Annotated in this window: 19 protein-coding genes and 1 riboswitch; of the genes, 10 read left to right on the top strand and 9 right to left on the bottom strand. The window is 53.5% G+C overall.

Translation table 11 applies throughout. The features are described from left to right. Positions 1-8 precede the first annotated feature (8 nt). The 4 genes from DXY31_RS10110 to DXY31_RS10095 are packed head-to-tail and all read right to left on the bottom strand — an operon-like array spanning position 9 to position 7,034. Positions 9-2,144 (bottom strand): ATP-binding cassette domain-containing protein, encoded by a 2,136-nt coding sequence (locus DXY31_RS10110; RefSeq protein ID WP_114993628.1) that lies wholly within the window; start codon positions 2,142-2,144, stop codon positions 9-11. After that, positions 2,141-4,246 (bottom strand): ATP-binding cassette domain-containing protein, encoded by a 2,106-nt coding sequence (locus DXY31_RS10105; RefSeq protein WP_114993627.1) that lies wholly within the window; start codon positions 4,244-4,246, stop codon positions 2,141-2,143. The genes DXY31_RS10110 and DXY31_RS10105 overlap by 4 nt, the downstream gene beginning before the upstream one ends. Positions 4,247-4,257: 11 nt before the next feature. Beyond that, positions 4,258-5,613 carry a hypothetical protein gene (locus DXY31_RS10100; protein ID WP_114993626.1) on the bottom strand — a complete coding sequence of 452 codons (1,356 nt, stop codon included), beginning with the start codon at positions 5,611-5,613 and terminating at the stop codon, positions 4,258-4,260. Further along, complete coding sequence (locus DXY31_RS10095) at positions 5,610-7,034, bottom strand: TolC family protein (protein WP_170953650.1); 1,425 nt, start codon at positions 7,032-7,034, stop codon at positions 5,610-5,612. Before DXY31_RS10095 ends, DXY31_RS10100 begins: the two co-directional genes overlap by 4 nt. Before the next feature lie 349 nt (positions 7,035-7,383). Here DXY31_RS10095 and DXY31_RS10090 point away from each other — a divergent pair, with 349 nt between their 5' ends. The 8 genes from DXY31_RS10090 to DXY31_RS10060 all read left to right on the top strand — a co-directional run bounded on the left by DXY31_RS10090 (position 7,384) and on the right by DXY31_RS10060 (position 15,252). Further along, positions 7,384-8,175, top strand: a complete 792-nt coding sequence (locus DXY31_RS10090; protein WP_114993676.1) for a tetratricopeptide repeat protein — start codon at positions 7,384-7,386, stop codon at positions 8,173-8,175. Beyond that, complete coding sequence (locus DXY31_RS10085; protein WP_114993624.1) at positions 8,172-9,344, top strand: amidohydrolase; 1,173 nt, start codon at positions 8,172-8,174, stop codon at positions 9,342-9,344. The genes DXY31_RS10090 and DXY31_RS10085 overlap by 4 nt, the downstream gene beginning before the upstream one ends. Continuing rightward, complete coding sequence (locus DXY31_RS10080) at positions 9,341-9,571, top strand: DUF3188 domain-containing protein (RefSeq protein ID WP_114993623.1); 231 nt, start codon at positions 9,341-9,343, stop codon at positions 9,569-9,571. Before DXY31_RS10085 ends, DXY31_RS10080 begins: the two co-directional genes overlap by 4 nt. 4 nt (positions 9,572-9,575) lie before the next feature. Continuing rightward, the gene (locus tag DXY31_RS10075; RefSeq protein ID WP_114993622.1) at positions 9,576-10,202 is read left to right on the top strand and encodes a HEAT repeat domain-containing protein; all 627 of its coding nucleotides are present in this window, start codon (positions 9,576-9,578) and stop codon (positions 10,200-10,202) included. Positions 10,203-10,233: 31 nt separating this feature from the next. After that, a riboswitch (TPP riboswitch) is annotated at positions 10,234-10,342 on the top strand. A 45-nt stretch (positions 10,343-10,387) separates the two neighbouring features. Beyond that, positions 10,388-11,788 carry a phosphomethylpyrimidine synthase ThiC gene (thiC, locus tag DXY31_RS10070; RefSeq protein WP_114993621.1) on the top strand — a complete coding sequence of 467 codons (1,401 nt, stop codon included), beginning with the start codon at positions 10,388-10,390 and terminating at the stop codon, positions 11,786-11,788. A gap of 294 nt (positions 11,789-12,082) precedes the next feature. Beyond that, complete coding sequence (locus DXY31_RS16465) at positions 12,083-13,705, top strand: hypothetical protein (RefSeq protein ID WP_137024956.1); 1,623 nt, start codon at positions 12,083-12,085, stop codon at positions 13,703-13,705. A gap of 3 nt (positions 13,706-13,708) precedes the next feature. Further along, positions 13,709-14,860 (top strand): glycosyltransferase family 2 protein, encoded by a 1,152-nt coding sequence (locus DXY31_RS10065; RefSeq protein ID WP_114993620.1) that lies wholly within the window; start codon positions 13,709-13,711, stop codon positions 14,858-14,860. 2 nt (positions 14,861-14,862) lie between these two features. After that, complete coding sequence (locus DXY31_RS10060; RefSeq protein ID WP_170953649.1) at positions 14,863-15,252, top strand: GtrA family protein; 390 nt, start codon at positions 14,863-14,865, stop codon at positions 15,250-15,252. Positions 15,253-15,288: 36 nt separating this feature from the next. On the opposite strand, the gene DXY31_RS10055 is transcribed toward DXY31_RS10060, so the two are convergent. The 4 genes from DXY31_RS10055 to acpP form a co-directional block, all read right to left on the bottom strand. Further along, positions 15,289-16,233: a UDP-glucuronic acid decarboxylase family protein gene (locus tag DXY31_RS10055; RefSeq protein ID WP_114993618.1), complete on the bottom strand. Its 945-nt coding sequence runs from the start codon at positions 16,231-16,233 to the stop codon at positions 15,289-15,291. 80 nt (positions 16,234-16,313) lie between these two features. Continuing rightward, entirely contained in the window at positions 16,314-18,323 is a 2,010-nt protein-coding gene (gene tkt / locus DXY31_RS10050; RefSeq protein ID WP_114993617.1) for a transketolase, read from the bottom strand. 85 nt (positions 18,324-18,408) lie between these two features. Beyond that, complete coding sequence (gene fabF, locus DXY31_RS10045) at positions 18,409-19,656, bottom strand: beta-ketoacyl-ACP synthase II (RefSeq protein ID WP_114993616.1); 1,248 nt, start codon at positions 19,654-19,656, stop codon at positions 18,409-18,411. Positions 19,657-19,667: 11 nt separating this feature from the next. Next, the gene (gene acpP / locus DXY31_RS10040) at positions 19,668-19,910 is read right to left on the bottom strand and encodes an acyl carrier protein (RefSeq protein ID WP_066910276.1); all 243 of its coding nucleotides are present in this window, start codon (positions 19,908-19,910) and stop codon (positions 19,668-19,670) included. Positions 19,911-20,079: 169 nt separating this feature from the next. Between acpP and psaC the strand changes: the two genes are divergently transcribed. Both psaC and glmS read left to right on the top strand, forming a co-directional pair. Beyond that, a complete protein-coding gene (gene psaC, locus DXY31_RS10035; RefSeq protein ID WP_006850103.1) occupies positions 20,080-20,325 on the top strand; it encodes a photosystem I iron-sulfur center protein PsaC in 246 nt (81 codons plus the stop codon). A gap of 65 nt (positions 20,326-20,390) precedes the next feature. Then, complete coding sequence (gene glmS, locus DXY31_RS10030; protein ID WP_114993615.1) at positions 20,391-22,295, top strand: glutamine--fructose-6-phosphate transaminase (isomerizing); 1,905 nt, start codon at positions 20,391-20,393, stop codon at positions 22,293-22,295. On the opposite strand, the gene DXY31_RS10025 is transcribed toward glmS, so the two are convergent. Then, entirely contained in the window at positions 22,282-23,754 is a 1,473-nt protein-coding gene (locus DXY31_RS10025; RefSeq protein ID WP_114993675.1) for a mannose-1-phosphate guanylyltransferase/mannose-6-phosphate isomerase, read from the bottom strand. The genes glmS and DXY31_RS10025 overlap by 14 nt on opposite strands. Between the last annotated feature and the right edge of the window lie 24 nt (positions 23,755-23,778).

Here is a 23,778-nt window from a genome sequence, read left to right as displayed (position 1 = left end):
TCCGTCTCTTAATCAAGGTCAAAAACGTTGCGCTCCAGCCCAGGAGATCCAAGCTTGCCCTGGCATGCGATCCTCCCGTCTTCAAGCAACACAATCGTGTTGGCGATCTCTAATTCACTCTCATGGCTTGCCACCAGCACAGTTGTGCATCCTTGCTTTTGGATCAGTGCGAGCAGATCAGCATGCGCCTCCTTGGGAATTCCGACCAGAAATTCATCCAGCAGCAGAGCTGATGGCTGCCTCAGAAGAGCTCTAGCAAGTGCCAGCAGCTTGCATTCGGCGCTGTTGAGGGGTTCTTTCTCGCCATCGAGCTGAGTATTCAGTTGTTGAGGTAGAGCTCGGATCCGCTCATGGAGTCCCACGTCCTGAAGCATCGCCCAGAGCATGTCATCGCTGTCATCGCGATGTTCACGCAGTAAATCTCTGAGGCAGAGGGTCTCAAGCACGATCTCCTGAGGCAAATAGCCCACCTGCCGCCGCAATCCGCGGATCGATATTTTGGTGATGGGTGTGGAGTCGATCAGCACCTCTCCCAGGTCGGGAGTTGTCATACCGATCATGGTTTTCAGCAATAACGATTTTCCGGAGGCTCTCTGCCCAGCGATTACAAGAATCTTTCCGATATCGACTGTCAGGCTGATTTTGTTGAGCAGTGGTGATCGCAGTCCTGAAGGTTGGATTCGAACATCTCTGAGACTGATTTCGCCTTCAAAGACATGGTTGATGGCGTCAACTCGCCAGCCCTGCTCAATCGGCTCATCCAGAATCATTCTGGCTTTTTTCCAGAGAACCGAAACCGTGGCAAAGACCGTGGTGAGGTTAGAAGCGGCTCCTGCGACTGATCCTGTGAAGGCGGTGAAGGCCGAGTAAAAGGCGATGAAACTGCCGACAAGTTTTGGGTCGCCGATGGACTGCGGCGAATTGAGCACCTGCGCGACCGCCACCGCGAACAGAACAACGGAACCCAGTGGAGACAAAAAGAGCAGGATGACATCGATGGCCTGCTCCAAGCCATCCAGCTTGAGCGAGATGTTGGCCATCGTGGTGTAGCGCTGCATCCAGCGCTGCAGCATCGGAATCTCCGCTGACATTGACCGGATGGCAAAGGCGTTAGAGCTGATCTCATTGCTCATGGTGTTGAGTTCCGCCTTGAGTTCAAATACCTCCTCATTGAGCTCAATCGACTGTCTGGCGATTTGGAACACCACCAGCAGTGCCACCATGACGACAAGAACCATCCAGACGGCAAGGCCTGGGCTGTACTTGATCATCAGAGCCAAGAAGGCGAAGGAAAACAGCGCAGACAGTGCCGAGGTCAGCGCACCAGCTCCGATGTAGCTGCGGATTTTGGAGATGGCGCTGAGCCCGACGTAGATCTCACCTTTGCTGTGATCAGCTGTAAAACCTGTTGGAAGCTTGAGGAAATGCTCCCAGACCCCGATCTGTAGGCGTTGGTTGCCAATGGTTTCCAGCCGCAGGATCATCAGCCCCTGCAAGTACTGGCTGGTAATGGAAGCCACCACGACCATGGCGACGACCAGAAGACTTTCAGCCAGCCACCAGAGATCGCTTTGTGGGAGCACCGAGGAGACCAGTGTGTTGGTAAGAATTGGAATGGAAAGGCTGAATCCCAGCACGATTACGGAGATCAGCAGAAGCAGCCCTATGGCACCCAATTCCGGCTGGTAAGCGAGACGGGCAATCTCAGTGACCCCGTCAATCTGATCGCGAAAGCTGCGATGCAGCTCCTGTGCGCTATCTGCAAAGACGGGCCATGGTGTCTTCGTGATTTGAATGGTGCGACCGTCACGGATGGTCATCAGGCTGTTCTTCTGCCCATCTCTGTAAAGCAAATATGGTTTGCGATCGTCAGCTTTATGAATAACTAAAAGGGGGTATTCACCCTTTTCAAGATCCCCCGGCAGGGACACTGTTCTGTAGTAAATATTGTTGAAATTGAGGCAGGTGAGGATATCACCCTCCACTCGATCTAGTCGTTTGTTAGGCATATTGAGCAAGCGCAGCGCAGCGCTGATCAACATCACTGAATCACCTGCTGTGCGCGAAACGTCTGTCTGGCTGGGGCGCAGCGAATAAATTTGTTGGTCAAGTCGGTTGAGATAACCTCCGTCGCCTCTACTCATGTCAGGGCTTTCCTTTTAAGCGTCATCACGCGGTCGTAGCCCTTGGCCATGCCTCGTTCCGAAAGACTCACAAGAGTGATGCTTTCCTCTCGACAATGACTGTGAATACGTTGCTCATCTTGTTTGCGAAGTTTACTGGTGTCCACATCCAGTAAAAGGACCCGTGGACGCCCACATAGCGCCCTGGCAATCGCGAACTGAATTTTCTGGCTGCTGCAGAGGATCTGTTCGGCATTTTCTAGATGATGCTCGAAACCTGCTTCAAAGCGTTCGATCCAATCTGTCAAGCCAACAACATCTGCAGCACGTGTTGCATCGCTGCGATGACAATCCATTCGCCACGCGGTGATATTCTCAAGTAAATTCCCTGAAAACAAGCTTGGATTTTCGTCGACATAACTAACTTTTCTATGCCATTGTCTGCTGTCGATTGAGGTCATTGGTTTGCCGTTCACAAGCAGCTCTCCTTCAGTATGTTCAAGCAGTCCGCTGATGATTTTCATTAAGACTGTTTTGCCTGATCCACTGTCTCCACTCAGTAAGATCTGTTCACCTTGGCTGATGTGATTGCTGAAATTTTTCAGCACGGGTTCGTCGAACTGACTAAAACGGCAGCCAAGATCATTCATTGTGATCTCTAGGTTGTTCATGTTGTTGGATGATCTTTTGCTGTTGTTGTCATCGTCAGAACGATCGAGGCCGCGATGCCAGGAATCTTGTTCCCCCTGGCAAAGGTCGTCATAGAGCAACAGCAAGCCCTGAAGTGATTGCCAGCCATTGCTAATGGCTGGAATCGATTGCAGAGAGTCACTGATCTGCCCTTGGATGAAGACGAAGGCAAGCAGGCTGCCGAGAGAGACACTGCCCTGGATAATCAGCAGGCCGCCAATTCCCAGAAGTAAGACTTGTGTGGCGAAGATTGTTCCATTGATGGTTACATTGCGTTTGACCTTCTGCTTGCCAATGATCTGATTCTCGTAAACTCCTTCTGCAAAAAAACTTTGCCACTTTTGCAGCATGCTGAATTCAGTACCGTTCCCTTTGAAGGAGTAAAGATTATTGATCAGTTGAAATGCTGTCGCATAGCGTGAATTGTTGGCTTTCTGACGGACCGTCAGATTGTCAGCAGTATTGCTCGTGACCACGTAGGAAGCTCTCAGAATCACCACAAAACCCAGCAGTAGCAGCAGGAATAAAGGGAAGGAAATAAACGCTGAGAAGACCACAATCAGCAAAGCAGTCCACAAGCCAAGAATTGGGGAAAGGAACGAAAAAATCCCGGTATATGGCATGTAGTAGGGATACATCAGCCGTGATGCCAGATCGCCAGGTTTGCGCAGTGTGAGGAAGCGGTAGCTACGCGTGAAAAGAGTCTCGAAGACTTCATCGGCCATCCGTCTTTCAAGCACGAAGACCATCCTTCTCAGCAACAAGTTGGACAGCAGCGCCATGCAGACACTCAGTGAGAGCGCGATCAGTGCAAGCCAGACGATCGGGATTCCGAAGGAAAGACGGTTTTGTTGTAGAAACTGATCGATGAATTGCGAAGAGCAGGCCGCAATCATCAAGGTCGGAATCACCGATCCTGTTGACAGCAAAAACAAGGCAAGCACTGACCTTCGCAGTGGTATCACTGATTTGAAAGTGCTTTGCCAGAACGGCGTACGTTGGCTAGAGCTGAAACCTGACGTTGTTTTTAACGGCAGAAGCTGAGTTCCTCTGAACTCTTTGAGTTCTTGTTGTTGTCTGCCATTGGCAGTGTTGTAGATCTCTGCGCAATCTTGGTGGCTCGCGAGGATGACGCCATAACAGTTGCGGCTGTCAATGCTGATAGCCGGGTCTCTCAAGCTTTGGATGCGTTTGTCGGCGGTTTCGTCGTTGTTTAGGCTTTCCCACTGCCCGACCAGTCCAAAGGATTCTGCAGCCTTCAGCAGCTTCTCTGGAGTGATGCCATCGCGGGTGATGCCAGAGGCTGAGCTCAGTTCTCGAAGAGTGCAAGTTTTCCCATGGCAAGCAAGAGCAATGCCGAGCGCAACGGCTCCGGATTCAGCCTCCACATTTTGTAGAAGTTGGGGCAATTTGTAGCGCGGTTTTTCTGGCATCGTTCTCAGCGTTAAGGTCCTGCGCGCTCAGGAGTGAGCATCGGCGCACTGGTTCCGCTGAATTGCCGGAGCCACGGAATCAGCAAACTGATCGGCCGCACTGTTTGCGTGGTGATCTGCAAGCTGAGCAGATCACCTTCACGCACTGGATAGGGGATGAGTCCTGCTGAGGACCACTTCAGGCCTTCCTTATTGGTGTCGTTGCTCTTCGAGTCTTCTTCAAGTTGGATCGTGATCAGAATTGGTTCAGGGATCAGGTTGGAGATTTCGATGGCCTCTCCTTCACTACCAAGGCTCTGCTTGATTTGAGTGAGAGAGGCAGGCAACACTTCCACACTCTCCACCTTGGCCAGCATTCCTCCGTACTGCGCCTGGCTCATGCCTGTGGGAGTCGCCAGAACCTTCATGCCTGGCCGGACCTGTTGGGCTGCAGCTTGCGAGAGAAACCCTGGGATCTGTTCAGGCAGTTTGCTGAGAGCTTCCCTTGAGACCCGGAGCACCGCGTCGTTTTGCTGCACCTCACTCAGGTGGGGTGCCAGAACATCGGTAATGAATAAATCGTGCTTAGCAAAGATCAGGCTGGCGTCGGCATAAGTTCGCAGTGCCTTGACCAGTTCCGTTTCGGCCGAATCCACCGCGATCTTGGATTGCAGCAATTGCGCCTGGTTCACTGCCAGTCGCTCCTGATGTGACAACACCTCGCTGCGGATAGCATCCACGCGACTTTGCTGGCTGAGATACTTCGCCCGGCTTGCATAGCCGCGGGAATTCAGCTCACGAATGGTTTCTAAGAATTCGTTCTGCGTTTTGACTTCGTTCTTCAGCAGATTGATTTTTCTCTCTAATGCGAGGTCGATCGTCGCAAGTTCCTGTTCGGTTAAGCGCAGGGTTTTTTCACTGAGTCGATAGGCATCCAGGCTGTCTTGCAAGGCAGCCGATTGAGCTGGTGCTTCCACCCAGCTCAGTAACGATCCGCGTGCGATTTTTCCTGTGCTCAAACTACCGGTTCGATCGAGGTTGGGACTGTCCGTCAGTGCCAGCACCTGCTCTGCTAGGTCTGCTGTTTGCGCAGCGGTTTTGGGGATCCCGAGCTGGCTGATCTCAAACAGCTCTCGGTCGCGCTGACTGGCCACCACGCCATCGGTGTTGAAATTGTGGTGGAGTTCACCTTCGGCGAGGCTGAGCAGCCGGCGATTATTGCCTTTGCGGATCATCAGGCCGAATCCGTCCACGTAAATCGGAATCTTTGCAAAACAGGCCCAAAGCAGCCCTCCAGTGCTGATCAACAGCGTGATGATGATCGCCGCCCTTAAAGGCGAGGAAATCAGACGGACTGAGGTGTATTCGCTGGTGGAGGGCTTGTTCATGGATCAGTTGTCCTTGACTTCATCAGAGTGCGGATCTGTGGCTGAAATGGTTTCGGCCACTGTGCGGAATAGCGGTAGAGCTCTGCGATTGCATTGCGATAGATCAGACGCAAGGATTTGTTCTGTTCAGCAGCATCGCCAAGCAGTTCGGTGGCCTGCACCACTGTGGTGATGTCACCAACGCCAGCTGCGTAGCGCGCTGATGCGACATTCACTGCCCGCTTGGCAGTGTCCAGAGCCTCCTGCGATTGAGGCAGAGCCAATTTTGCCGTCAGATAAGCGGAATAACTGCGACGAATCTGGTTGCCCACCAAGTCGCGTTCCTGTTGGGCTTTTTGTCTCTGCGCCTTCGCCAAGCTGCGATTGGCGGCAGCCCGTGCTGTCTGTACGCCACCGTCGAAGAAGTTCCAGTTGAAGCCGAGGCCAATCGCCAGATCAGTGTCGATTGAATTGCCACGGTCTGAGGAGTTGCTGCTGCCAATGGGGCCATCGATGATTCCTTCTGAATAGGTTGTATATCCATTGGCTGTGAGAGACAGCACAGGGAGGTAAAGGTTGAGAAGTCGCCTGGCCTCCCAATCATCTGCTTCCGCTTCAGCCAGAGAAAGGCGAATCTCCTCTCGCAGGGCTAGACCCTCATCGATCGTTTGCGGCAAGGAGAGCTCCCAGTTCGCAAAAACGTTGCTGCTGAGCTCTGCTGGAATCACAGAACTCCCTGGAGGCCGCCCCATGATGCGTGCAAGATCGGATGCGATTTGCAGTTGAGACCTATAAAATCCGTCCAATTCCGTGAGCTGACTGAGTAGAAGCGTTTTTTGCTGAGAGACATCTCCAATATGGAGTAAACCACCTCGAAATTGCTCCTCAATGATGTCAAGTTGCCGGAGGTTGCGCTCATAAATCTTTTCATAGATCTGAATTAATCGTTGATTTTCTTGTAGCTCGTAGTAGCTAATTTGGGTGTCAAGAACAATGCTTCTTGCAATCACGTCGAAGGTGAATTGTTCTGCCTCAAGTAAGGAGTTGGACCGATTGATCGCCGGCTGTCGGCTTGGTTCTAAAAAACTCCAGGTGATCTGTAGGCCAAGAGATCCTAGGCTATAATTATTGAATTCATAGGTGGAGCTTTCATCGCTATTTTGGGGGTAGGAAATGATGTCAGTCTCGAAGTATTGACCCAGCAGAGGAGTCGCGTCGCTATACGTAAAGAAGCTTGCTGTTGGAGACCAGCGGCGCTGTTCGGAGGCGAGTAGAGAGCGGCGAGCCCTGATCGTTTCCACAGCTGCTAGGAGTTGTGGGTTGCTGCGCAGTGTCGCCTCGATCGCATCAGCAAGATTGATCTGTTCTGACTGATTAAGCAGTTCCCGTGCAGGCTGCAGTTCCGAGGGGACTGGAGGTTGCGAGTGCCCAAGTCCCAGCATGGATAGACACCCTCCGAGACACAATCTGATGACAGATGTTTTCATCCGTGAAGTGAGGATCGGCTTCCGGACAGTCTCTGGAACTTAATGGTTGCTTTAGGAGCTGGCAAGACGCTCCTTGATCATTGTTTGAGCCTTGTGACTCTCCTGATGCCGAACTTCAAGATCGCCGACTCGCTTTCACCGGGTCGATCTCGATACGCTGATGAAACCTTTTGAAAGTCTTCCTGCAAAGGTTAATTCCTTTCGCTGGCAGCTTGACGTTCTAGGGCGCATTTTTTGACAGAGCGACGGTCATGGTTTGGGGACTTGATCATCAGCAGCTATGCGACGAACAGGGGCTGTTGAGATGAGGTGGAAGCAACTCCTGCTTGGCTGGTCCCTGTCTCTGCTGGTGGTTTTGATCCCCATCTCCGCAGAAGCCACTGAAGTGGATGCACTACCCCAGCTGTTCGATCGTGCTCTCGCGCTCAGCCGCGCCGGGGATCCGCAGCAGGCACTTCCGGTCTGGGATCAGGTTCTAGACATCGTTCCTAACGATGCGGCGGCCTGGAGTAACCGCGGCAATGTGCGTTTGATGCTGGGTGATCCGGAGGGAGCCATTGCCGATCAAACCCGATCGATTGAGCTTGCTCCTGAGGATGCTGACCCCCGTCTCAATCGCGGCACGGCCGAAGAGGCTTTGCAGCGCTGGTCTGAGGCGGCAGCCGATTACGACTGGATTTTAGAAAGAGACCCAAGCGATGCCTCAGCCCTCTACAACCTCGGCAATGTGCGTGGATCCGAAGGTGAATGGCAGGAAGCCCAGCGTCTCTATCGTTTGGCAGCCGATGCCAGGCCAGGATTCGCGATGGCTCGATCGAGTGATGCTCTGGCTCTCTACCAGCTCAATGATCTAAAAGAAGCAGAGCGAAACCTGCGCAATTTGATCCGGCGCTACCCACTGTTCGCCGATGCGAGAGCGGCGTTGAGTGCTTTGCTCTGGAGTGAAGGTTCGCGCGGTGAAGCGGAAAGCCATTGGGCCGCTGCCTCTGGTCTTGACCCCAGTTATCGCGATGCTGCTTGGCTGGCGGAGGTGCGACGTTGGCCGCCACGGCCGATTGCTGATCTCGAGCGCTTTCTTGCTCTGGAGGTGTCTTGAACCTCACTGCCACCTGGTCAGAGCGTCTGGAGGCCCTGTTGCCGGAGTTGATCGAGTTTCGCCGCCATCTGCATGCCCATCCTGAGCTCAGTGGGGAAGAGCACCAAACCGCTGCATTGATCGCGGGCGATCTGCGTCAAGCCGGTTGGCGCGTTCGCGAAGGCGTTGGGCGCACTGGTGTGGTGGCTGATCTTGGTCCTGAAAAGGGTCCCAAACTCGGCTTGCGCGTGGATATGGATGCACTTCCCATTGAGGAGCTAACAGCCTTGCCTTATGCCTCGATGCGGCAGGGAGTGATGCATGCCTGCGGGCATGACCTGCACAGCACGGTTGGTCTGGGGGTGGCCCGATTGCTGGCGGCTGAGCCGCAACTACCTGTTGGAATGCGCTTGTTGTTTCAGCCGGCTGAGGAAATCGCTCAGGGCGCTCGCTGGATGCGCGAAGCGGGAGCAACCGATGGTCTTCAAGCGTTGTTCGGTTTGCATGTGTTCCCCTCCTTGCCGGTGGGCAGCGTGGGTTTGCGCAGCGGCAGCTTGACGGCCGCGGCGGGTGAGTTGGAGATCGAGATCAACGGTCAAGCGGGCCACGGCGCCCGGCCTCATCAGTCGGTGGATGCGATCTGGATCGCTGCGAGGGTGGTCACCGGCCTCCAGGAAGCCATCAGTCGCAGGCTTGATGCTTTGCAGCCAGTGGTGGTGAGCTTCGGTCGTATTGAAGGAGGCAAGGCGTTCAACGTGATTGCCGATCGGGTCACTTTGCTGGGAACGGTGCGCTGTCTGTCCAACGAGCTGCACGACCATCTGCCCGATTGGATTGAGCAGACCGTGCGCGCTCTTTGCGAGAGTTTCGGTGCCACGGCAACGGTTCGCTATCGCTGCATTGCTCCACCGGTTGATAACGACACCAAGCTCACGGCCCTGCTTGAGCGTTGTGCCATTGACCAACTGGGCCCGGATCAGGTCCTGCGCTTGGAACAACCCTCTTTAGGAGCTGAGGATTTCGCAGAATTGATCCGGGATGTGCCGGGCATGATGTTTCGCCTCGGTGTTGCGGGGCCTGATGGATGTGCACCGCTGCACAACGGCCATTTCCTTCCGGATGAAGGCTGCCTGGGGGTCGGGATTCGAGTGCTCACTGCAGCGATGCTGGCTTGGAAACCGTTGAGATGAATCGTCTTCCCCGCACCCGCTTGCATGTGTTGTTGTCCTTGGCAGCGCCTCTGCTGGTTTGCCTTGGGGTTCTGGCGCTTGTCCAGAGAGAGGGCACGGAGCGTTGGCAGTCTGTTCCTGCCATCCTGGTCGGCTCCGGCTTAGTGATCCACGCCGTAGTGGGTCGCCGTCGCCGTCGCTACAAGCTGCTGGTGGCTTTGCGGAACAGTCGTTTTCAGGAGAATTGAGTTCATGGCGTCCACACCACAGCCGCCGCAGGGAGGTGAACCTGATCTCATCGCTCTCAGGGAGGCGATCGGTTCTGGTGATCCATTGCGGGCCATGCCGGCACTCACCCAGTTGCGATTCTGCAGCGATGAGCAAGCCGTTCCCCTGTTGATACTGGGCAGTGAGCAGGAGGCCTTTCTGATACGTTCCTTGAGTTGCAGTGGTTTGGGCTACAAGCGCACTGAGCAAGGTTGGATTGTTCTCGAACGGCTTCTGCGCAGCGATGGTGATGCGAATGTGCGCGCCGAAGCGGCCAATGCTCTTGCCAGCTATGGCGTTGCCCGAGCCTGGCCCTTGCTGAAGGCAGCTTTCGACGCCGACAGCGCGTGGCTGGTGCGATGCAGCATTCTTTCGGCTCTGGCGGAACAGCCTGAGATCGATTTTGAATGGCTGCTGGATCTGGCCAATGCTGCGATCACTGATGCAGATGGAACGGTTCGCGTCAGCGGAGCCGAGATTCTGGGACGGATTGTTCGTGAAAGCGCTGATCAGCCGATTGGTGAGCAAGCCAGAGCTCTGTTGTTACCACTCCAGCAAGACGGAGACCACAGGGTTGTGGCTGCGGCACTGAACGGATTGCAGCTGCGTTGACGGTGTGTTCTCAACGGCGTTGCTAGTAATTGGACACCACTAGGGGTGCCTTGGATCGTTCTCGATCCTTTTGGCTGAGATCACACCCTCTGAACCTGATCCGGGTCATTCCGGCGATAGGGAAGTGACCAATGTGATCCGCGGTTACCTGGCCGACTCCTGGCAGTTCCTTCGCTGAATGGATCATGCGTGCTTCCTGGGTTCAGTCCCGCCGCGGACAGTCCAACGTGTCCCAGATGCATTTCGCCCGTCAGGGCGTGGTGACCGAGGAGATGGTCTATGTGGCCAGGAGAGAGAACCTGCCTGAGACCTTGGTGATGGAGGAGGTTGCACGGGGCCGCATGGTGATCCCTGCCAACATCAACCATGAAAATCTTGAGCCCATGGCGATTGGGATCGCCAGTAAGTGCAAGGTGAATGCCAACATCGGCGCATCTCCCAATGCCTCGGACGCCGAGGAAGAGGTCAAAAAGCTGAATCTGGCGGTGAAATACGGGGCCGATACCGTGATGGACCTGTCCACAGGCGGCGTCAACCTGGATGACGTTCGCACCGCGATTATCAAGGCTTCACCCGTGCCAATTGGCACTGTTCCTGTTTACCAGGCGCTGGAAAGTGTGCATGGATCGATTGAACGCCTCTCTGAGGATGACTTCCTCCACATCATCGAGAAGCACTGTCAGCAAGGTGTCGACTATCAGACCATCCACGCTGGCCTGCTGATCGAACATCTTGTGAAGGTGAAGGGACGCATCACCGGGATCGTCAGCCGTGGCGGCGGCATCCTTGCCCAGTGGATGCTTTACCACCATCGTCAGAACCCGCTTTACACGCGTTTCGACGACATCTGTGAGATTTTCAAGCGCTACGACTGCACGTTTTCACTGGGTGATTCGTTGCGACCGGGCTGTCAGCACGATGCTTCGGACGCCGCTCAGCTGGCCGAGCTGCACACCCTTGGTGAACTGACACGTCGTGCCTGGGAGAAAGACATTCAGGTGATGGTGGAGGGTCCAGGTCATGTGCCGATGGATCAGATCGAGTTCAACGTGAAGAAGCAGATGGAGGAGTGCAACGAGGCACCCTTCTATGTGCTCGGCCCCTTGGTGACTGACATTGCGCCTGGTTATGACCACATCACTTCTGCAATCGGCGCGGCCATGGCCGGCTGGCATGGCACGGCGATGCTCTGTTACGTGACTCCGAAAGAGCATCTAGGTCTTCCCAATGCTGATGATGTGCGTGAAGGCTTGATCGCCTACAAGATCGCAGCACATGCCGCCGATATCGCCCGTCACCGCCCAGGTGCCAGGGATCGGGATGATGAGCTCAGCCGAGCTCGTTATGCATTCGATTGGAACAGGCAGTTTGAATTGTCACTGGATCCCGAGCGGGCCAAGCAGTATCACGATGAAACTCTGCCTGCCGATATCTATAAGCAGGCTGAATTCTGCTCGATGTGTGGTCCCAAACACTGTCCGATGCAGACCAAGATCACCGATGAGGATCTAGACGGTTTGGAAAAAGTGCTCGAAGTCAAAGGGGGTGCAGAACTATCTGGGGTGAAGATGGATAAGGCAGAGTAAGCATGATTTAAGTTAAAAAAGAGGTTTTTCAATCCTCATTTCTATGAAAATCAATCCTTGTTTTTACAAGCATCCTGACTTGAAATAGCTTCAGCACAGACCTCCCGGCCCTGATTATTATTTTTTTGCGTGCAGTTATCATGCAGAGGCGGAATGCAATCATTGCGCCTATGCTAAAATTAATTCATTAATTGAGCAAGAATGTTTTATAGGTATTTTTCGAGGTCTCATCGCCGAGATTGGCTTGTTAGTATTGTATTTTTATTCACAATATATTTTTCTTTGATTTATGGATTGCCTACGGATAATCCCTTTATGCCGCACGATGATGATTTATTTATAGGCCAAGCTTTGTCGATCTCATTAGGTGATTGGTTGGGAGAAGACTATGGAAAATTTACACTTATAAAAGGGCCATATCACTCCATTCAAGTATGGCTGTCTTCAGTCGTGGGTGTGCCTCCTTTGTTAGGATTACGTCTTTTTTATGCAGCTACTTGTGCACTTTTTTGTTCAGTTGCGCTTTACAGGCTTCCTACATTTTTAAAATCCTTAGCTTTTGTATGTCTGTTATTTGATCCTGTTCTTATTGGAACGAGCTCTAGCTGGAGATTGTTAAGAGAAGCATCTTTTGTTCCAGTCGAAGTTCTTGCACTCGCATGTGGAATCTATACACTCGATACTATTGTCTTGATCGGTTCAAATCATCGTCCGTCATTAAGTATTAAAAGTCATAAAACACTTTGGATTTCATTGTTATCCTCTTATTTTTGCCTTGGCCTTTTGCTTATTACAAGAGAAGCTCGTATAGTTATTATTTTTACATCTCTAGTTTACACCTTTATTCTCATTTTGTATGCGTATAAGTATAGGTTTTTAACCCCAAAAGCATTTCTAAAATTGGTTCCACTTGTCTTGGCATTGCTTTTAGCTTTTAACCTGCCCGTTGTTTCAGTCAAAGCATTGAATTATATGAATTACGGACTTGCTATTTCAAATGAGTTTGAAGAAGGAGGTTTTAAATCCTTTTATCAAAATCTATCTTCGGTCAAGTTAGCTAAGACTGTTCATCAGCCTTCTATTCCCATAAAGAAGGATGCGATCGAGGCTATCGTAGCTTTAGACCCTGATAGCCAACTTGCTATCACTCTTTCGAACTTAAACCCAGGATGGACAATTCATGGTTGTAAAATAAATAAAGATTGGTGTGATGAGTATTCAAGTGGTTGGTTTATGTGGGCTTTGCGTGATGCAATATTTAAGACATCGTCTGTCGATAGTCCTGGTGACTTTCAGGATCAAGTTTTAATTTTAAGCCAAGAGTTAGTTCAAGTTTGTGCATCTAATCCCAAAGTCTTGAGTTGTCAAACTTCTTCTTTTGGATATCTTCCCTACCCATCGCGATGGGTGCCAAAAGGTCAATCTCCATTCAAGCTTTTTTCAGACATAGCTTTGGCTCATTTGACTTGGCTGACTTCCCCCAGTCCTTTGGCTAACTATTCAGCTGTTACGCATAACTATGAGCAATCTAGAAGTGTCGGAGTTTGGTTAACCTCAGGATACACACCCGCTGAACTCAAGACATTTAGGCAAAGAATCGCGAATCTCAATCAATTCAGTTCGTTGATTCGCATGGGCTTGTTTATAAGTTTTGCGTCTATTGTTTTGGTTATAATCTTTTGGAAGCCAAGGCTCATTGTTTGCTTGTTCGATCCAGGGCTCGTTTTAATCGGCACACTTCTTTTGATTAATTTTTTGGTGATTGTTCTTGTAGAGGTCACTAGTTTTCCGTCTGGAGGTTATCTATCCATGGTTTCTCCTTTGACAACTTTATTTATATGGAGATACTATGATAGATTATCAATTAATTTCAATTCCAAGTCGTCGACCAATTTCAACGATCTTACGAGCGTCTAGGCCATGAATCCAGATACAAAACCCTTGTTTTCTTTTGTGATTCCTTGCCTTAATGAATCCTTGTGTTTGCAGGGGGTCTTAGATGATTGTCATGCCGGCGGACAGCTTCTTGAAATACCCTATGAAGTAATTGTTGCTGATAATGGCAGCTCTGATGGATCACAGTCGATAGCGTTAGCCAACGAAGCCAAGCTGATCAATGTGCCCACAAAGGGTTACGGTGCTGCTTTAAAAGCAGGCATTGATGCAGCTCAAGGTGAATTTGTGATTATGGGAGATGCTGATCGAACTTACAATTTCAAAGACGCCCCTTTGTTTTTAGAGCAGCTCTATTTGGGCGCTGATCTTGTTATGGGTAACCGTTTTAAGGGATCTATTCAGCCTGGCGCAATGCCTTTCTTGCACCGTTGGCTGGGAAATCCGGTTTTGAGTGGCATCGGAGGCTTATTTTTCGGTATTCCTGTAGGTGATTTTCATTGTGGATTAAGGGCTTTTAAAAGTAGTTCTATAAAATTATTGGAGCTCAGGTCTAACGGTATGGAATTCGCCTCTGAAATGGTCATCAAAGCTTCTCTGCGTGACCTGAGGCTTGTCGAAGTGCCCACGTCACTGAGTCTTGATCATCCTGACAGAACTCCCCATCTACGGACATGGAGAGATGGGTGGAGGCATTTGAAATTCATGCTCTCCTTCAGTCCAAAGTATTCATTCTTGTTTTTCGCATTTTTTCTGTTTTTGATCTCAGTAATATCGCTTTTAAGTTTTGCTTTTAATGTGAATCCTGTAAGTGGTCCCAATACACTAATTGTGTCTATCTTTACGCTGTTTAGCGGCCTTTTTGTTTTTTCTGATTATCTCACGACGCGAACTATGTTTTCTGAAACTTATGGAAGGCCAAGTGTTTTTGCCTCTTGGTTGCGAAAATATATTTTCCGAGGTTCAAAAGGGGTTGACACGATTTACCAGGTTTCAGCTGTCAGCTTTTTGATCGGTTTGATCATCTTTGCTTCTTCGCTCTCTTCGTTTGTGGATTCAACTCCATCGACTCGGTTGGAAAATATCATCACATACCTAGGCTGCTTATTCTGGTCTGTGTCACTCACTTGTTATTTGACTGCTGCAAAGATCTCCACGATTCGATCAGTGCGCGGTTAACGGTGACTCTGCGGACAATTGCCAATTTTTACTTTATCGGGGCAGTTGCCTTTTTTGTTGATGCTTTGATTTATTTCTTGTCCGGATGGTTTTTGCATCAATGTGGTGTGGATGTTGAGCCTAGCTTTAGAAAAGTTTTTGGGTTGATTGGCGGTCTGCTGACCACATATGCTTACAATGCAAAAGTTACATTCTCTTCAGGCTATTCTTGGATTTCGTTCATTCGTTATAGCTCGACGCAATTATTCGGTCTAATTGTGAACCTGTCTGTTTTCTCTGTTTTGATTCTATTTTTAAATGATCTCCTTGCGCTGATTGTCGCGACTTTCATTGCATCAGTTGCTAATTACTTGGGTGCAAGGTTTGCGCTTAAAAGAAGAAATGGTTATTAAATTAAGTGATTTGAATCTGTTTCAGGAGCAATATCTTTAATCATTGGCTGAGGTATGACGAAGTTGTTCGCGGAAATATTCAATCGTTATGTCTAGTCCTTGCGATAAAGCGATTTTGGGCTCCCAGTGCAAATGTTGTTTGGCAAGGTTGATTAGCGGTTGGCGTTGAAGAGGATCGTCCTTCGGTAAGGATTTCGTGATGATTTTCAAGTCCGGGTTGATCCGATCACGAACTAATTCAGCCAGTTGACGGATGGTGAATTCCCCAGGATTGCCAATGTTGATCGGGCCTGTCTCATTGCTGTTCATCAATCTGATCATGCCTTCAATCAGATCATCGACATAGCAAAATGAACGGGTTTGTGATCCGTCTCCATACACTGTGATGGATTCTCCTCTTAAGGCTTGAACAATGAAATTGCTAACGACCCTGCCATCGTCGGGCAGCATGCGCGGTCCATAGGTATTGAAGATGCGCATGACCCGGATTTCCGTGTCATGCATGCGCTGGTAGTCGAAACAGAGGGTTTCGGCAATGCGTTTGCCCTCGTCGTAACAGCTGCGAATCCCGATGGTATTCACGCAGCCTCGATAACTTTCCGGTTGGGGATGAATCTCTGGATCTCCGTAAATTTCGCTTGTGCTGGCCAACAGGAAGCGCGCTCCAACGCGTCTTGCCAGGCCCAACATGTTGTAGGTGCCAAGGAAACTTGTTTTAGCTGTTTTGATCGGGTTGAATTGATAGTGAATTGGAGAGGCAGGGCAGGCCAGATGCCAGATTCGATCAACTTCTAATTTGATCGGTTCTGTGACGTCGTGGCGAATCAATTCAAAGTTTGAATGGCCAATCCAATTGCTGACATTTGCTTTTCTACCTGTGAAGTAATTGTCCAAGCAGATCACTTCTTCACCAGCTTGCATTAAGCGATCAACTAAGTGAGAACCTAGGAATCCGGCGCCGCCTGTGATGAGATTTCGCATTGGATCAAAACTTCAATGGTTCTGAGCACAAAAAAGCGGAGGCATTACTCCTCCGCTTTTTAAATTCAATGTGAGCGTGTTTAGCTGAGTAGCGCTCTGGATTTGGCGACAACATTGTCGACCGTGAAGCCGAACTTCTCCATGCAGGTGCCGCCTGGAGCGGATGCACCGAAACGGTTCATCGTGACGCTGTCACCGTCAAGACCGATGAATCTGTGCCAGCCAAAGGATTCGGCGGCTTCCACAACGATGCGCTTGCGAACAGCACTTGGAAGCACCTCTTGCTTGTAAGCGTCACTTTGCTCGTCAAACAGTTCGACGCAAGGCATGGAGACGACGCGTACTTTCTTGCCATCAGAGCTGAGCTGTTTGGCGGCTTGCACGCAGAGGTCAAGTTCGGTGCCGGTACCGATCAGGATTAGATCAGGAGTTCCGTCACAGTCTTCGAGGATGTAGCCGCCCAATGCGACTTTATCTATTGAGGAATTGGCTTGGTTGGCCATGGCTTGCCGGCTGAGGCACAGTGCGCTGGGACGGTGACGATTGCTGATTGCCAGTTTGTAGGCTCCACTTGTTTCGTTGCCGTCGCCTGGTCGGAACACCAGCAGTCCAGGCATGGCTCGTAGAGAAGGGATGGTCTCGACCGGTTGGTGTGTGGGTCCGTCTTCGCCAACACCGATCGAGTCGTGGGTGAGAACGTAGATCACTCCCAGCTCACTTAGTGCCGATAGGCGCATGGAGCCGCGCATGTAGTCGGCGAAGACGAGGAAGGTACCGCCGTAGGGGATCAACCCGCTGTTGTGGTAAGCGATGCCGTTTAGCACGGCTGCCATGGCATGCTCTCGCACTCCAAAGTGCAGATAGCGCTTCTCTGGTGTTTCCGGTTGGTAGGAACCTGTTTCGCCTTTGATGTCGGTGTAATTGGAGTGAGTGAGGTCAGCAGAACCACCAATCAGCTCAGGCAAATTGGGACCAAGAGCACCCAAACAGATCTGGGAATGCTTGCGGGTGGCGAGCCCTTTGTCTTCTGGTGTGTAGGTGGGCAGATCCTTGTCCCAGCCTTGGGGGAGTTCGCCGCGCAGCATGCGCTCAAACTCTGCTGCTTCTGTGGGGTACTTCGAGCGATAAGTCGCGAGAGTTTGGTTCCATTCGGCCTCAAGGCTTGCACCGCGATCGATGGCTTGACGGAATTGGTCGTAAGCGTCCTGGGGAACTTCAAAGGGACCGTAGTTCCAGCCCAGTTGCTTACGGGTCAGTTCAGTTTCTTCATCGCCAAGGGGGGCGCCGTGCACACCGGCGGTGTCGCTCTTGTTCGGTGAGCCGAAACCGATCGTGGTTGTGATCTTGATGATCGATGGCTTGTCGGTGACAGCTTTGGCAGCTTCGATAGCCTTGGCGATGGCATCAACATCGGTGTTGCCGTCGGGCACATGCTGCACGTGCCAGCCGTAGGCCTCGTAACGCTTGAGCACGTCCTCGGTGAAGGACACATTGGTGCGTCCGTCAATCGTGATGTGGTTGTCGTCGTAGAGGGCGATCAGCTTGCCCAGTTTCAGGTGTCCGGCCAGCGAACAGGCCTCAGAGGACACACCTTCCTGATTGCAGCCGTCACCCATGATCACGTAGGTGTAGTGATCAACAACAGCAGCATCGGGCTTATTGAACTTCGCTGCCAGGTGAGACTCGGCTATGGCCAGACCCACAGCATTAGAAATGCCGGCACCCAGGGGGCCTGTGGTCACTTCAATGCCAGGTGTTTCGAAGGTTTCGGGGTGGCCAGGCGTCCTGGATCCCCATTGCCGGAATTGTTTGATGTCATCGATTGATACTGAGTCGTAGCCGGTGAGATGCAGCAGTGCGTACAGCAGCATGCAGCCGTGTCCGGCGGACAACACGAATCGGTCCCGGTTGAACCACTTGGGGTTCTTGGGATTGTGGTGCAGGAACTTGTCCCACAGCGTGTAGCCCATCGGAGCGGCCCCCATGGGCAGCCCTGGGTGGCCGCTTTTGGACTTGTTGACCGCATCAACGGCCAACATGCGAATGCTGTTGATGCAGAGGGTGTCGAGAGAAGCGGGCGCGGCAACCATGGCGTGAGATTGGAGAAGCAGTTAGGAGTTGAGTCAGTCTGAAACAGCGTGGTCAGCCTCACCGAGGTGAACCGGACCTCAGGATTCAATTCATGCGCTGGAAGGCAAGGCAGACGTTGTGGCCGCCAAAACCGAACGAGTTGGATAACACTGTTCCCAGTGTGTGCTCGCGAGCGGAGTTAGGCACCACATCCAGATCACAGTCGGGATCGGGATTGGAGTAGTTGATGGTGGGAGGAACAATATTGTGCTGCAACGCAAGCACACAGGCCACGGCTTCGATGCCGCCGGAGCCACCCAGCAGATGTCCTGTCATCGACTTGGTTGAACTCACAGGAATCTTGAAGGCGTGCTGGCCGAGAGCACTCTTGATCGCTGCGGTTTCATTGCTGTCGTTCGCCGGTGTGCTGGTGCCATGGGCATTCACGTAATCGATGCTGTCAGCACTGAGCCCACCGTCTTCCAGGGCCAGGCGCATCGCGGCCGCTCCGCCGACACCTCCGGGTGTTGGCGAGGTGATGTGGTGTGCATCACAGGTGGTTCCATAACCAACGATTTCGGCCAGGATCGTCGCGCCGCGGGCCTCGGCATGGTTGAGGGTTTCAAGCACTAAAACGCCTGATCCCTCGCCGATCACAAAGCCGTCGCGTTCCCTGTCGAACGGTCGGCTGGCGCTGCCTGGATCGTCGTTTCGGAACGACAGAGCCTTGGCACTAGCGAAGCCGGCTACTCCCAGCGGGGTGATGGCCGACTCTGCTCCGCCGCAGATCATGGCGTCAGCCTTGCCCAGCTGCAGCAGACGAAAGGCATCGCCGATGGCATTCGACCCTGCTGCACAGGCTGTGGCGACAGCAGAGCTTGGCCCTTTGGCGCCGAGGGCGATTGCCGCCAGGCCTGTGGCCATGTTGGGAATCATCATCGGCACAGTGAAAGGGCTCACTCGACCCGGTCCCTTGCCCTCAAGCACGTGGGCTTGGGTCTCCATCGTGAGCAGCCCACCAACGCCGGAGCCGATGCTGACGCCGATCCGATCGGCGTTGGCTTCGGTGATCTCCAGCCCTGCATCAGCGAGAGCCTGTTTGGCGGCGACAACACCGAATTTGCAGTACCGATCCCAGCGCTTCGCTTCTTTTGGCTCCAAGAATCCAGTCGGATCGAAGTCCTTCACTTCCGCTGCAAATCGACAGGCATGCCTGGATGCATCAAATAGCGAGATCAATGCCACCCCGTTCCTGCCGGAGGTGAGACCGGACCAATAGTCGGAAACGCTGTTGCCGATCGGCGTCACCGCGCCGAGGCCCGTAACCACGACGCGTTGGAGACCCTCCACCATGCTGCCGATCCTCAGGCCTGCTTGTCTTCGATGTACTTGACGGCGTCGCCGACGGTGGCGATGCCTTCAGCGGCTTCGTCTGGAATTTCGATGTCAAAGGCTTCTTCCAATGCCATCACCAGCTCGACGGTGTCGAGGGAGTCAGCACCGAGATCATTCTGGAAATTCGATTCGGGCTTGACTTCGCCGGCGTCGACGCTGAGCTGCTCCGCCACGATCGAACGGACTTTTTCGAGGATCGCTTCCTGGGACATGGCCGTGAAGACGGGACGCCGCATCTTACGGGCTGGCCTCGGTCTTTCCAATCTCTGCTCCTTTACATCCGCCTGGAGTTAACAACGGTGACGGCGTGGCGCCTGCTTGGCCTCAGTGTCGCCTAGCCCCGGTAGGTTGTTTCGAAGTCACCTGTTCCCAGAGGGATTCATGTCCCACGCCGTCAAGATCTACGACACCTGCATCGGCTGCACTCAGTGCGTGCGTGCCTGCCCTCTGGATGTGCTCGAAATGGTGCCCTGGGATGGCTGTAAGGCCGGCCAGATCGCGTCCTCGCCACGCACGGAAGATTGCGTTGGTTGCAAGCGCTGTGAAACCGCTTGCCCAACAGATTTCCTCAGCATCCGTGTTTATCTCGGTGATGAGACCACTCGAAGCATGGGCCTGGCGTATTGATCGACAACGTTTGTTTTTCATTCAATAACCCATAAGCTCAGCCCGGCAGCGCCGGGCTTTTTTGTATGTGCGGAATCGTTGCGGTGATCGGCTCCAGAGAGGCAGCACCGCTCCTGTTGGAAGGGCTGCGGCAACTGGAATATCGCGGTTACGACTCCGCCGGCATCGCCACTATCGAAGAATCGGTGAACGATGCGACGGCCAAGCTGCATTGCCTTCGAGCCAAGGGCAAGCTTGTCAATCTCAGCGCAAGGGTCGAGCAGGAGGGCGCACCCGGTTTTTGTGGCATCGGCCATACCCGCTGGGCCACGCACGGCAAGCCGGAGGTGCATAACGCCCATCCCCATTGCGATGGTGCTGGCCAAGTGGCCGTGGTGCAGAACGGCATCATCGAAAACCATCGGGCCCTGCGGGAAGAGCTCAGCGCCGCAGGGGTCAGCTTCCGCTCAGACACCGACACCGAGGTGATTCCCCATTTGGTTTCTGCGGAGTTGCGCCAACAGTGTGCGGCTGGCAATCCTGCGGATGGCAATACGCTGTTGCGGGCTGTGCAGGCTGTTTTGCCAAAGCTTCAAGGCGCCTATGCCTTGGCGGTGTTGTGGGCAAAGGCACCTGGTGCTCTTGTGGTGGCTCGCAAGGCAGCACCATTGCTGATCGGTTTGGGCGAAGGCGAATTCATTTGTGCCAGCGATACGCCTGCACTGGCTGGCTTCACTCGCACCGTCCTGCCCATGGAGGACGGAGAGGTGGCGTTGCTCAGTCCGCTTGGCATTGAGCTCTACAACGATGTTGGTGAGCGTCAGCAACGCAGCCCGTCGCTGCTCAGCGGCCATGAACATGTGGCCGACAAGCGCCAGTTCCGCCACTTCATGCTCAAGGAGATCCATGAGCAGCCGGAGACAGCACGCCTTTGGATGGAGAGGCACCTGCCGTTGAATTTGCAGGCTGCCAATCCGGTGGCATTGCCCTTCGACGATGCGTTCTATGCCGATATCGAGCGCATCCAGATCCTGGCTTGTGGGACGAGCCGACATGCGGCGCTTGTGGGAGCCCATCTGCTGGAACAGTTTGCCGGGGTGCCAGCCAGTGTTCATTACGCCAGTGAGTTCCGCTACGCGCCCCCGCCGCTGGCCGCTAACACGCTCACGATTGGTGTCACCCAATCCGGCGAAACGGCCGACACGCTGGCTGCCCTGGCTATGGATGCTGAGAGGCGGCGGATCCAGGACAATCCTGCCTACGCCCCGCGTCAGTTGGGGGTGACCAATCGGGTGGAAAGTTCTCTGGCTCGTCAGGTGCCCTACATCCTCGACATCGGTGCCGGCATCGAAGTGGGGGTTGCAGCCACCAAGACGTTTCTGGGCCAGCTTTTAGCGTTCTATGCCCTGGCTTTGGCTTTTGCAGCACGGCGCGGTAGCCGCAACGAAGTCGAGATTGCTGCATTGGTGAACGAGCTGCGCGGTCTTCCCCAGCAGCTCGATGACTTGATCCAGCAACACGACCAGCGTTCGGAAGCGATGGCCCATCGTTTTGCTGAAACCCAGGATGTGATCTTCCTCGGGCGGGGTATCAACTATCCGATCGCATTGGAAGGGGCTCTGAAGCTCAAAGAAATCAGCTACATCCATGCGGAGGGTTATCCCGCAGGGGAGATGAAACACGGCCCGATCGCCCTGCTCGACACGCATGTGCCGGTGATCTCCATTGCCGTGCCGGGCGTGGTGTTCGAAAAAGTGCTCAGTAATGCCCAGGAGGCCAAGGCCCGCGATGCCCATTTGATCGGTGTTGCCCCCGTCTGCGCAGACACGGAATTGTTCGATGAACTGCTGCCAGTGCCTGAGGTGAGCGAATGGATTAGCCCTTTGCTCACGGTGGTGCCAATGCAATTGCTCAGTTATCACATTGCGGCCCATCGAGGCCTGGATGTCGATCAGCCACGCAACCTGGCCAAGAGCGTCACTGTGGAGTGAGTGCGGCCCGAGCCGCTGCTTCCACATCACTGCGACCGTAGACATCGTCGAAGCGCACGATGTCGTCTTCACCCAGATAAGCCCCGCTTTGGACCTCGATCAGCTCCACCGGAATCCGGCCAGGGTTGCTGAGTCGGTGTTTGCAGCCCATGGGGATGTAAGTGCTCTGGTTTTCGCCGATCAGCTGAGAATCACCGTCGCGCTCCACGACTGCAGTGCCTTTCACCACGATCCAGTGTTCGGCTCGGTGATGGTGCATCTGCAGGGAAAGGCTGGCGCCTGGCTTTACTGAAATTCGCTTCACCTGCCAGCGGCTGTCTTCCACCACGCCTGTGTAGTGGCCCCAGGGGCGATAAATCTTGCGATGGGCCTTGCCTTCCCGGCTGCCAGCAGCCTCCAGTTGCTTCACGATCGTCTTCACATTCTGTGCCTGGTCGCGTTCGGCGATCAACACGGCGTCGTCGGTTTCGACCACTACAAGATTCTCAACACCGAGGCCCACCACCAGACGGTGTTCGCTGCGCAGGTAGCAGTTGCGGCTGCCCTCGCTGATCACCCTGCCGCGCAGCACGTTGCCGTCGTCATCGCGGTCTGCAGTTTCCCAGAGGGCGCTCCAGCTGCCGACATCACTCCAGCCTGCAGCCAAGGGAATCACTGATCCGAGCTGGGTCTGCTCCATCACAGCTACATCAATGGCCACGTTTGGACATTTGGCGAAGGCTTCACGCTCCAGTCGCAAGAAGTCGAGGTCTGCCACGTCCTGCTCGAGTGCGGCCCTGCAACAGCTCACCACCTCCGGTGCCAGGCGTTCAAGCTCCGAGAGCATGGCGCTCGCCCTAAATAGAAACATGCCACTGTTCCAGGTGAAGCGTCCGCTGGCTAGGAACTGTTCGGCGGTGGCCTGGTCTGGCTTTTCGACAAAGCGGGCGATTGGCACCGGTGTGAGGGTGTCTGTCTGCAGGGATTCGGCGGCCTCGATGTAGCCGTAGCCGGTTTCAGGAGCCGTTGGCACGATGCCGAAGGTCACCAGACGGCCTGCCTCTGCTGTATTGCGACCGGCCTCGATGGCGCTGCGGAAGTGAGCGGCGTCGCGAATCACATGGTCAGCCGATAGCACCAGCAGCAGAGGATCCTCGCCGTCGGCTGTGGCTTGTAGTGCGGCAACCGCCACCGCTGGAGCCGTGTTGCGCCCCATCGGTTCCAGGAGAATGGCACCCGGTTGGATGCCGATTTGGCGCATTTGTTCGGCCACGATGAATCGGTGGTCGTCGTTGCAGATCAGCAGAGGATCACCCAGCGCATCGATGCCTTCCAGGCGTTGCTGGGTCTGCTGCAGCAGGGTTTCATCGCCGTTGCCGCCGAGTGCCCAGTACTGCTTCGGGTAACTGGCTCGGGAGAGGGGCCAGAGGCGCGTTCCTGTGCCGCCACAGAGGATCACCGGAATCAGAGGGGTGTTCACGGCACACACGCGGTGTTCGGAGTC

This window comes from Synechococcus sp. UW179A (assembly GCF_900473965.1).
GTDB lineage: Bacteria > Cyanobacteriota > Cyanobacteriia > PCC-6307 > Cyanobiaceae > Synechococcus_C.
This window is presented reverse-complemented; position numbering and strand designations above follow the sequence as displayed.

Coding starts and splice junctions, on each gene's coding strand:
- tkt (WP_114993617.1), bottom strand. CDS start 18,323: ATGGTTGCCGCGCCCGCTTCTCTCGACACCCTCTGCATCAACAGCATT.
- thiC (WP_114993621.1), top strand. CDS start 10,388: ATGCGTGCTTCCTGGGTTCAGTCCCGCCGCGGACAGTCCAACGTGTCC.
- DXY31_RS10110 (WP_114993628.1), bottom strand. CDS start 2,144: ATGAGTAGAGGCGACGGAGGTTATCTCAACCGACTTGACCAACAAATT.
- fabF (WP_114993616.1), bottom strand. CDS start 19,656: ATGGTGGAGGGTCTCCAACGCGTCGTGGTTACGGGCCTCGGCGCGGTG.
- DXY31_RS10065 (WP_114993620.1), top strand. CDS start 13,709: ATGAATCCAGATACAAAACCCTTGTTTTCTTTTGTGATTCCTTGCCTT.
- DXY31_RS10100 (WP_114993626.1), bottom strand. CDS start 5,613: ATGAACAAGCCCTCCACCAGCGAATACACCTCAGTCCGTCTGATTTCC.
- DXY31_RS10105 (WP_114993627.1), bottom strand. CDS start 4,246: ATGCCAGAAAAACCGCGCTACAAATTGCCCCAACTTCTACAAAATGTG.
- DXY31_RS10095 (WP_170953650.1), bottom strand. CDS start 7,034: ATGCTGGGACTTGGGCACTCGCAACCTCCAGTCCCCTCGGAACTGCAG.
- DXY31_RS10080 (WP_114993623.1), top strand. CDS start 9,341: ATGAATCGTCTTCCCCGCACCCGCTTGCATGTGTTGTTGTCCTTGGCA.
- glmS (WP_114993615.1), top strand. CDS start 20,391: ATGTGCGGAATCGTTGCGGTGATCGGCTCCAGAGAGGCAGCACCGCTC.
- psaC (WP_006850103.1), top strand. CDS start 20,080: ATGTCCCACGCCGTCAAGATCTACGACACCTGCATCGGCTGCACTCAG.
- DXY31_RS10055 (WP_114993618.1), bottom strand. CDS start 16,233: ATGCGAAATCTCATCACAGGCGGCGCCGGATTCCTAGGTTCTCACTTA.
- acpP (WP_066910276.1), bottom strand. CDS start 19,910: ATGTCCCAGGAAGCGATCCTCGAAAAAGTCCGTTCGATCGTGGCGGAG.
- DXY31_RS10075 (WP_114993622.1), top strand. CDS start 9,576: ATGGCGTCCACACCACAGCCGCCGCAGGGAGGTGAACCTGATCTCATC.
- DXY31_RS10090 (WP_114993676.1), top strand. CDS start 7,384: ATGAGGTGGAAGCAACTCCTGCTTGGCTGGTCCCTGTCTCTGCTGGTG.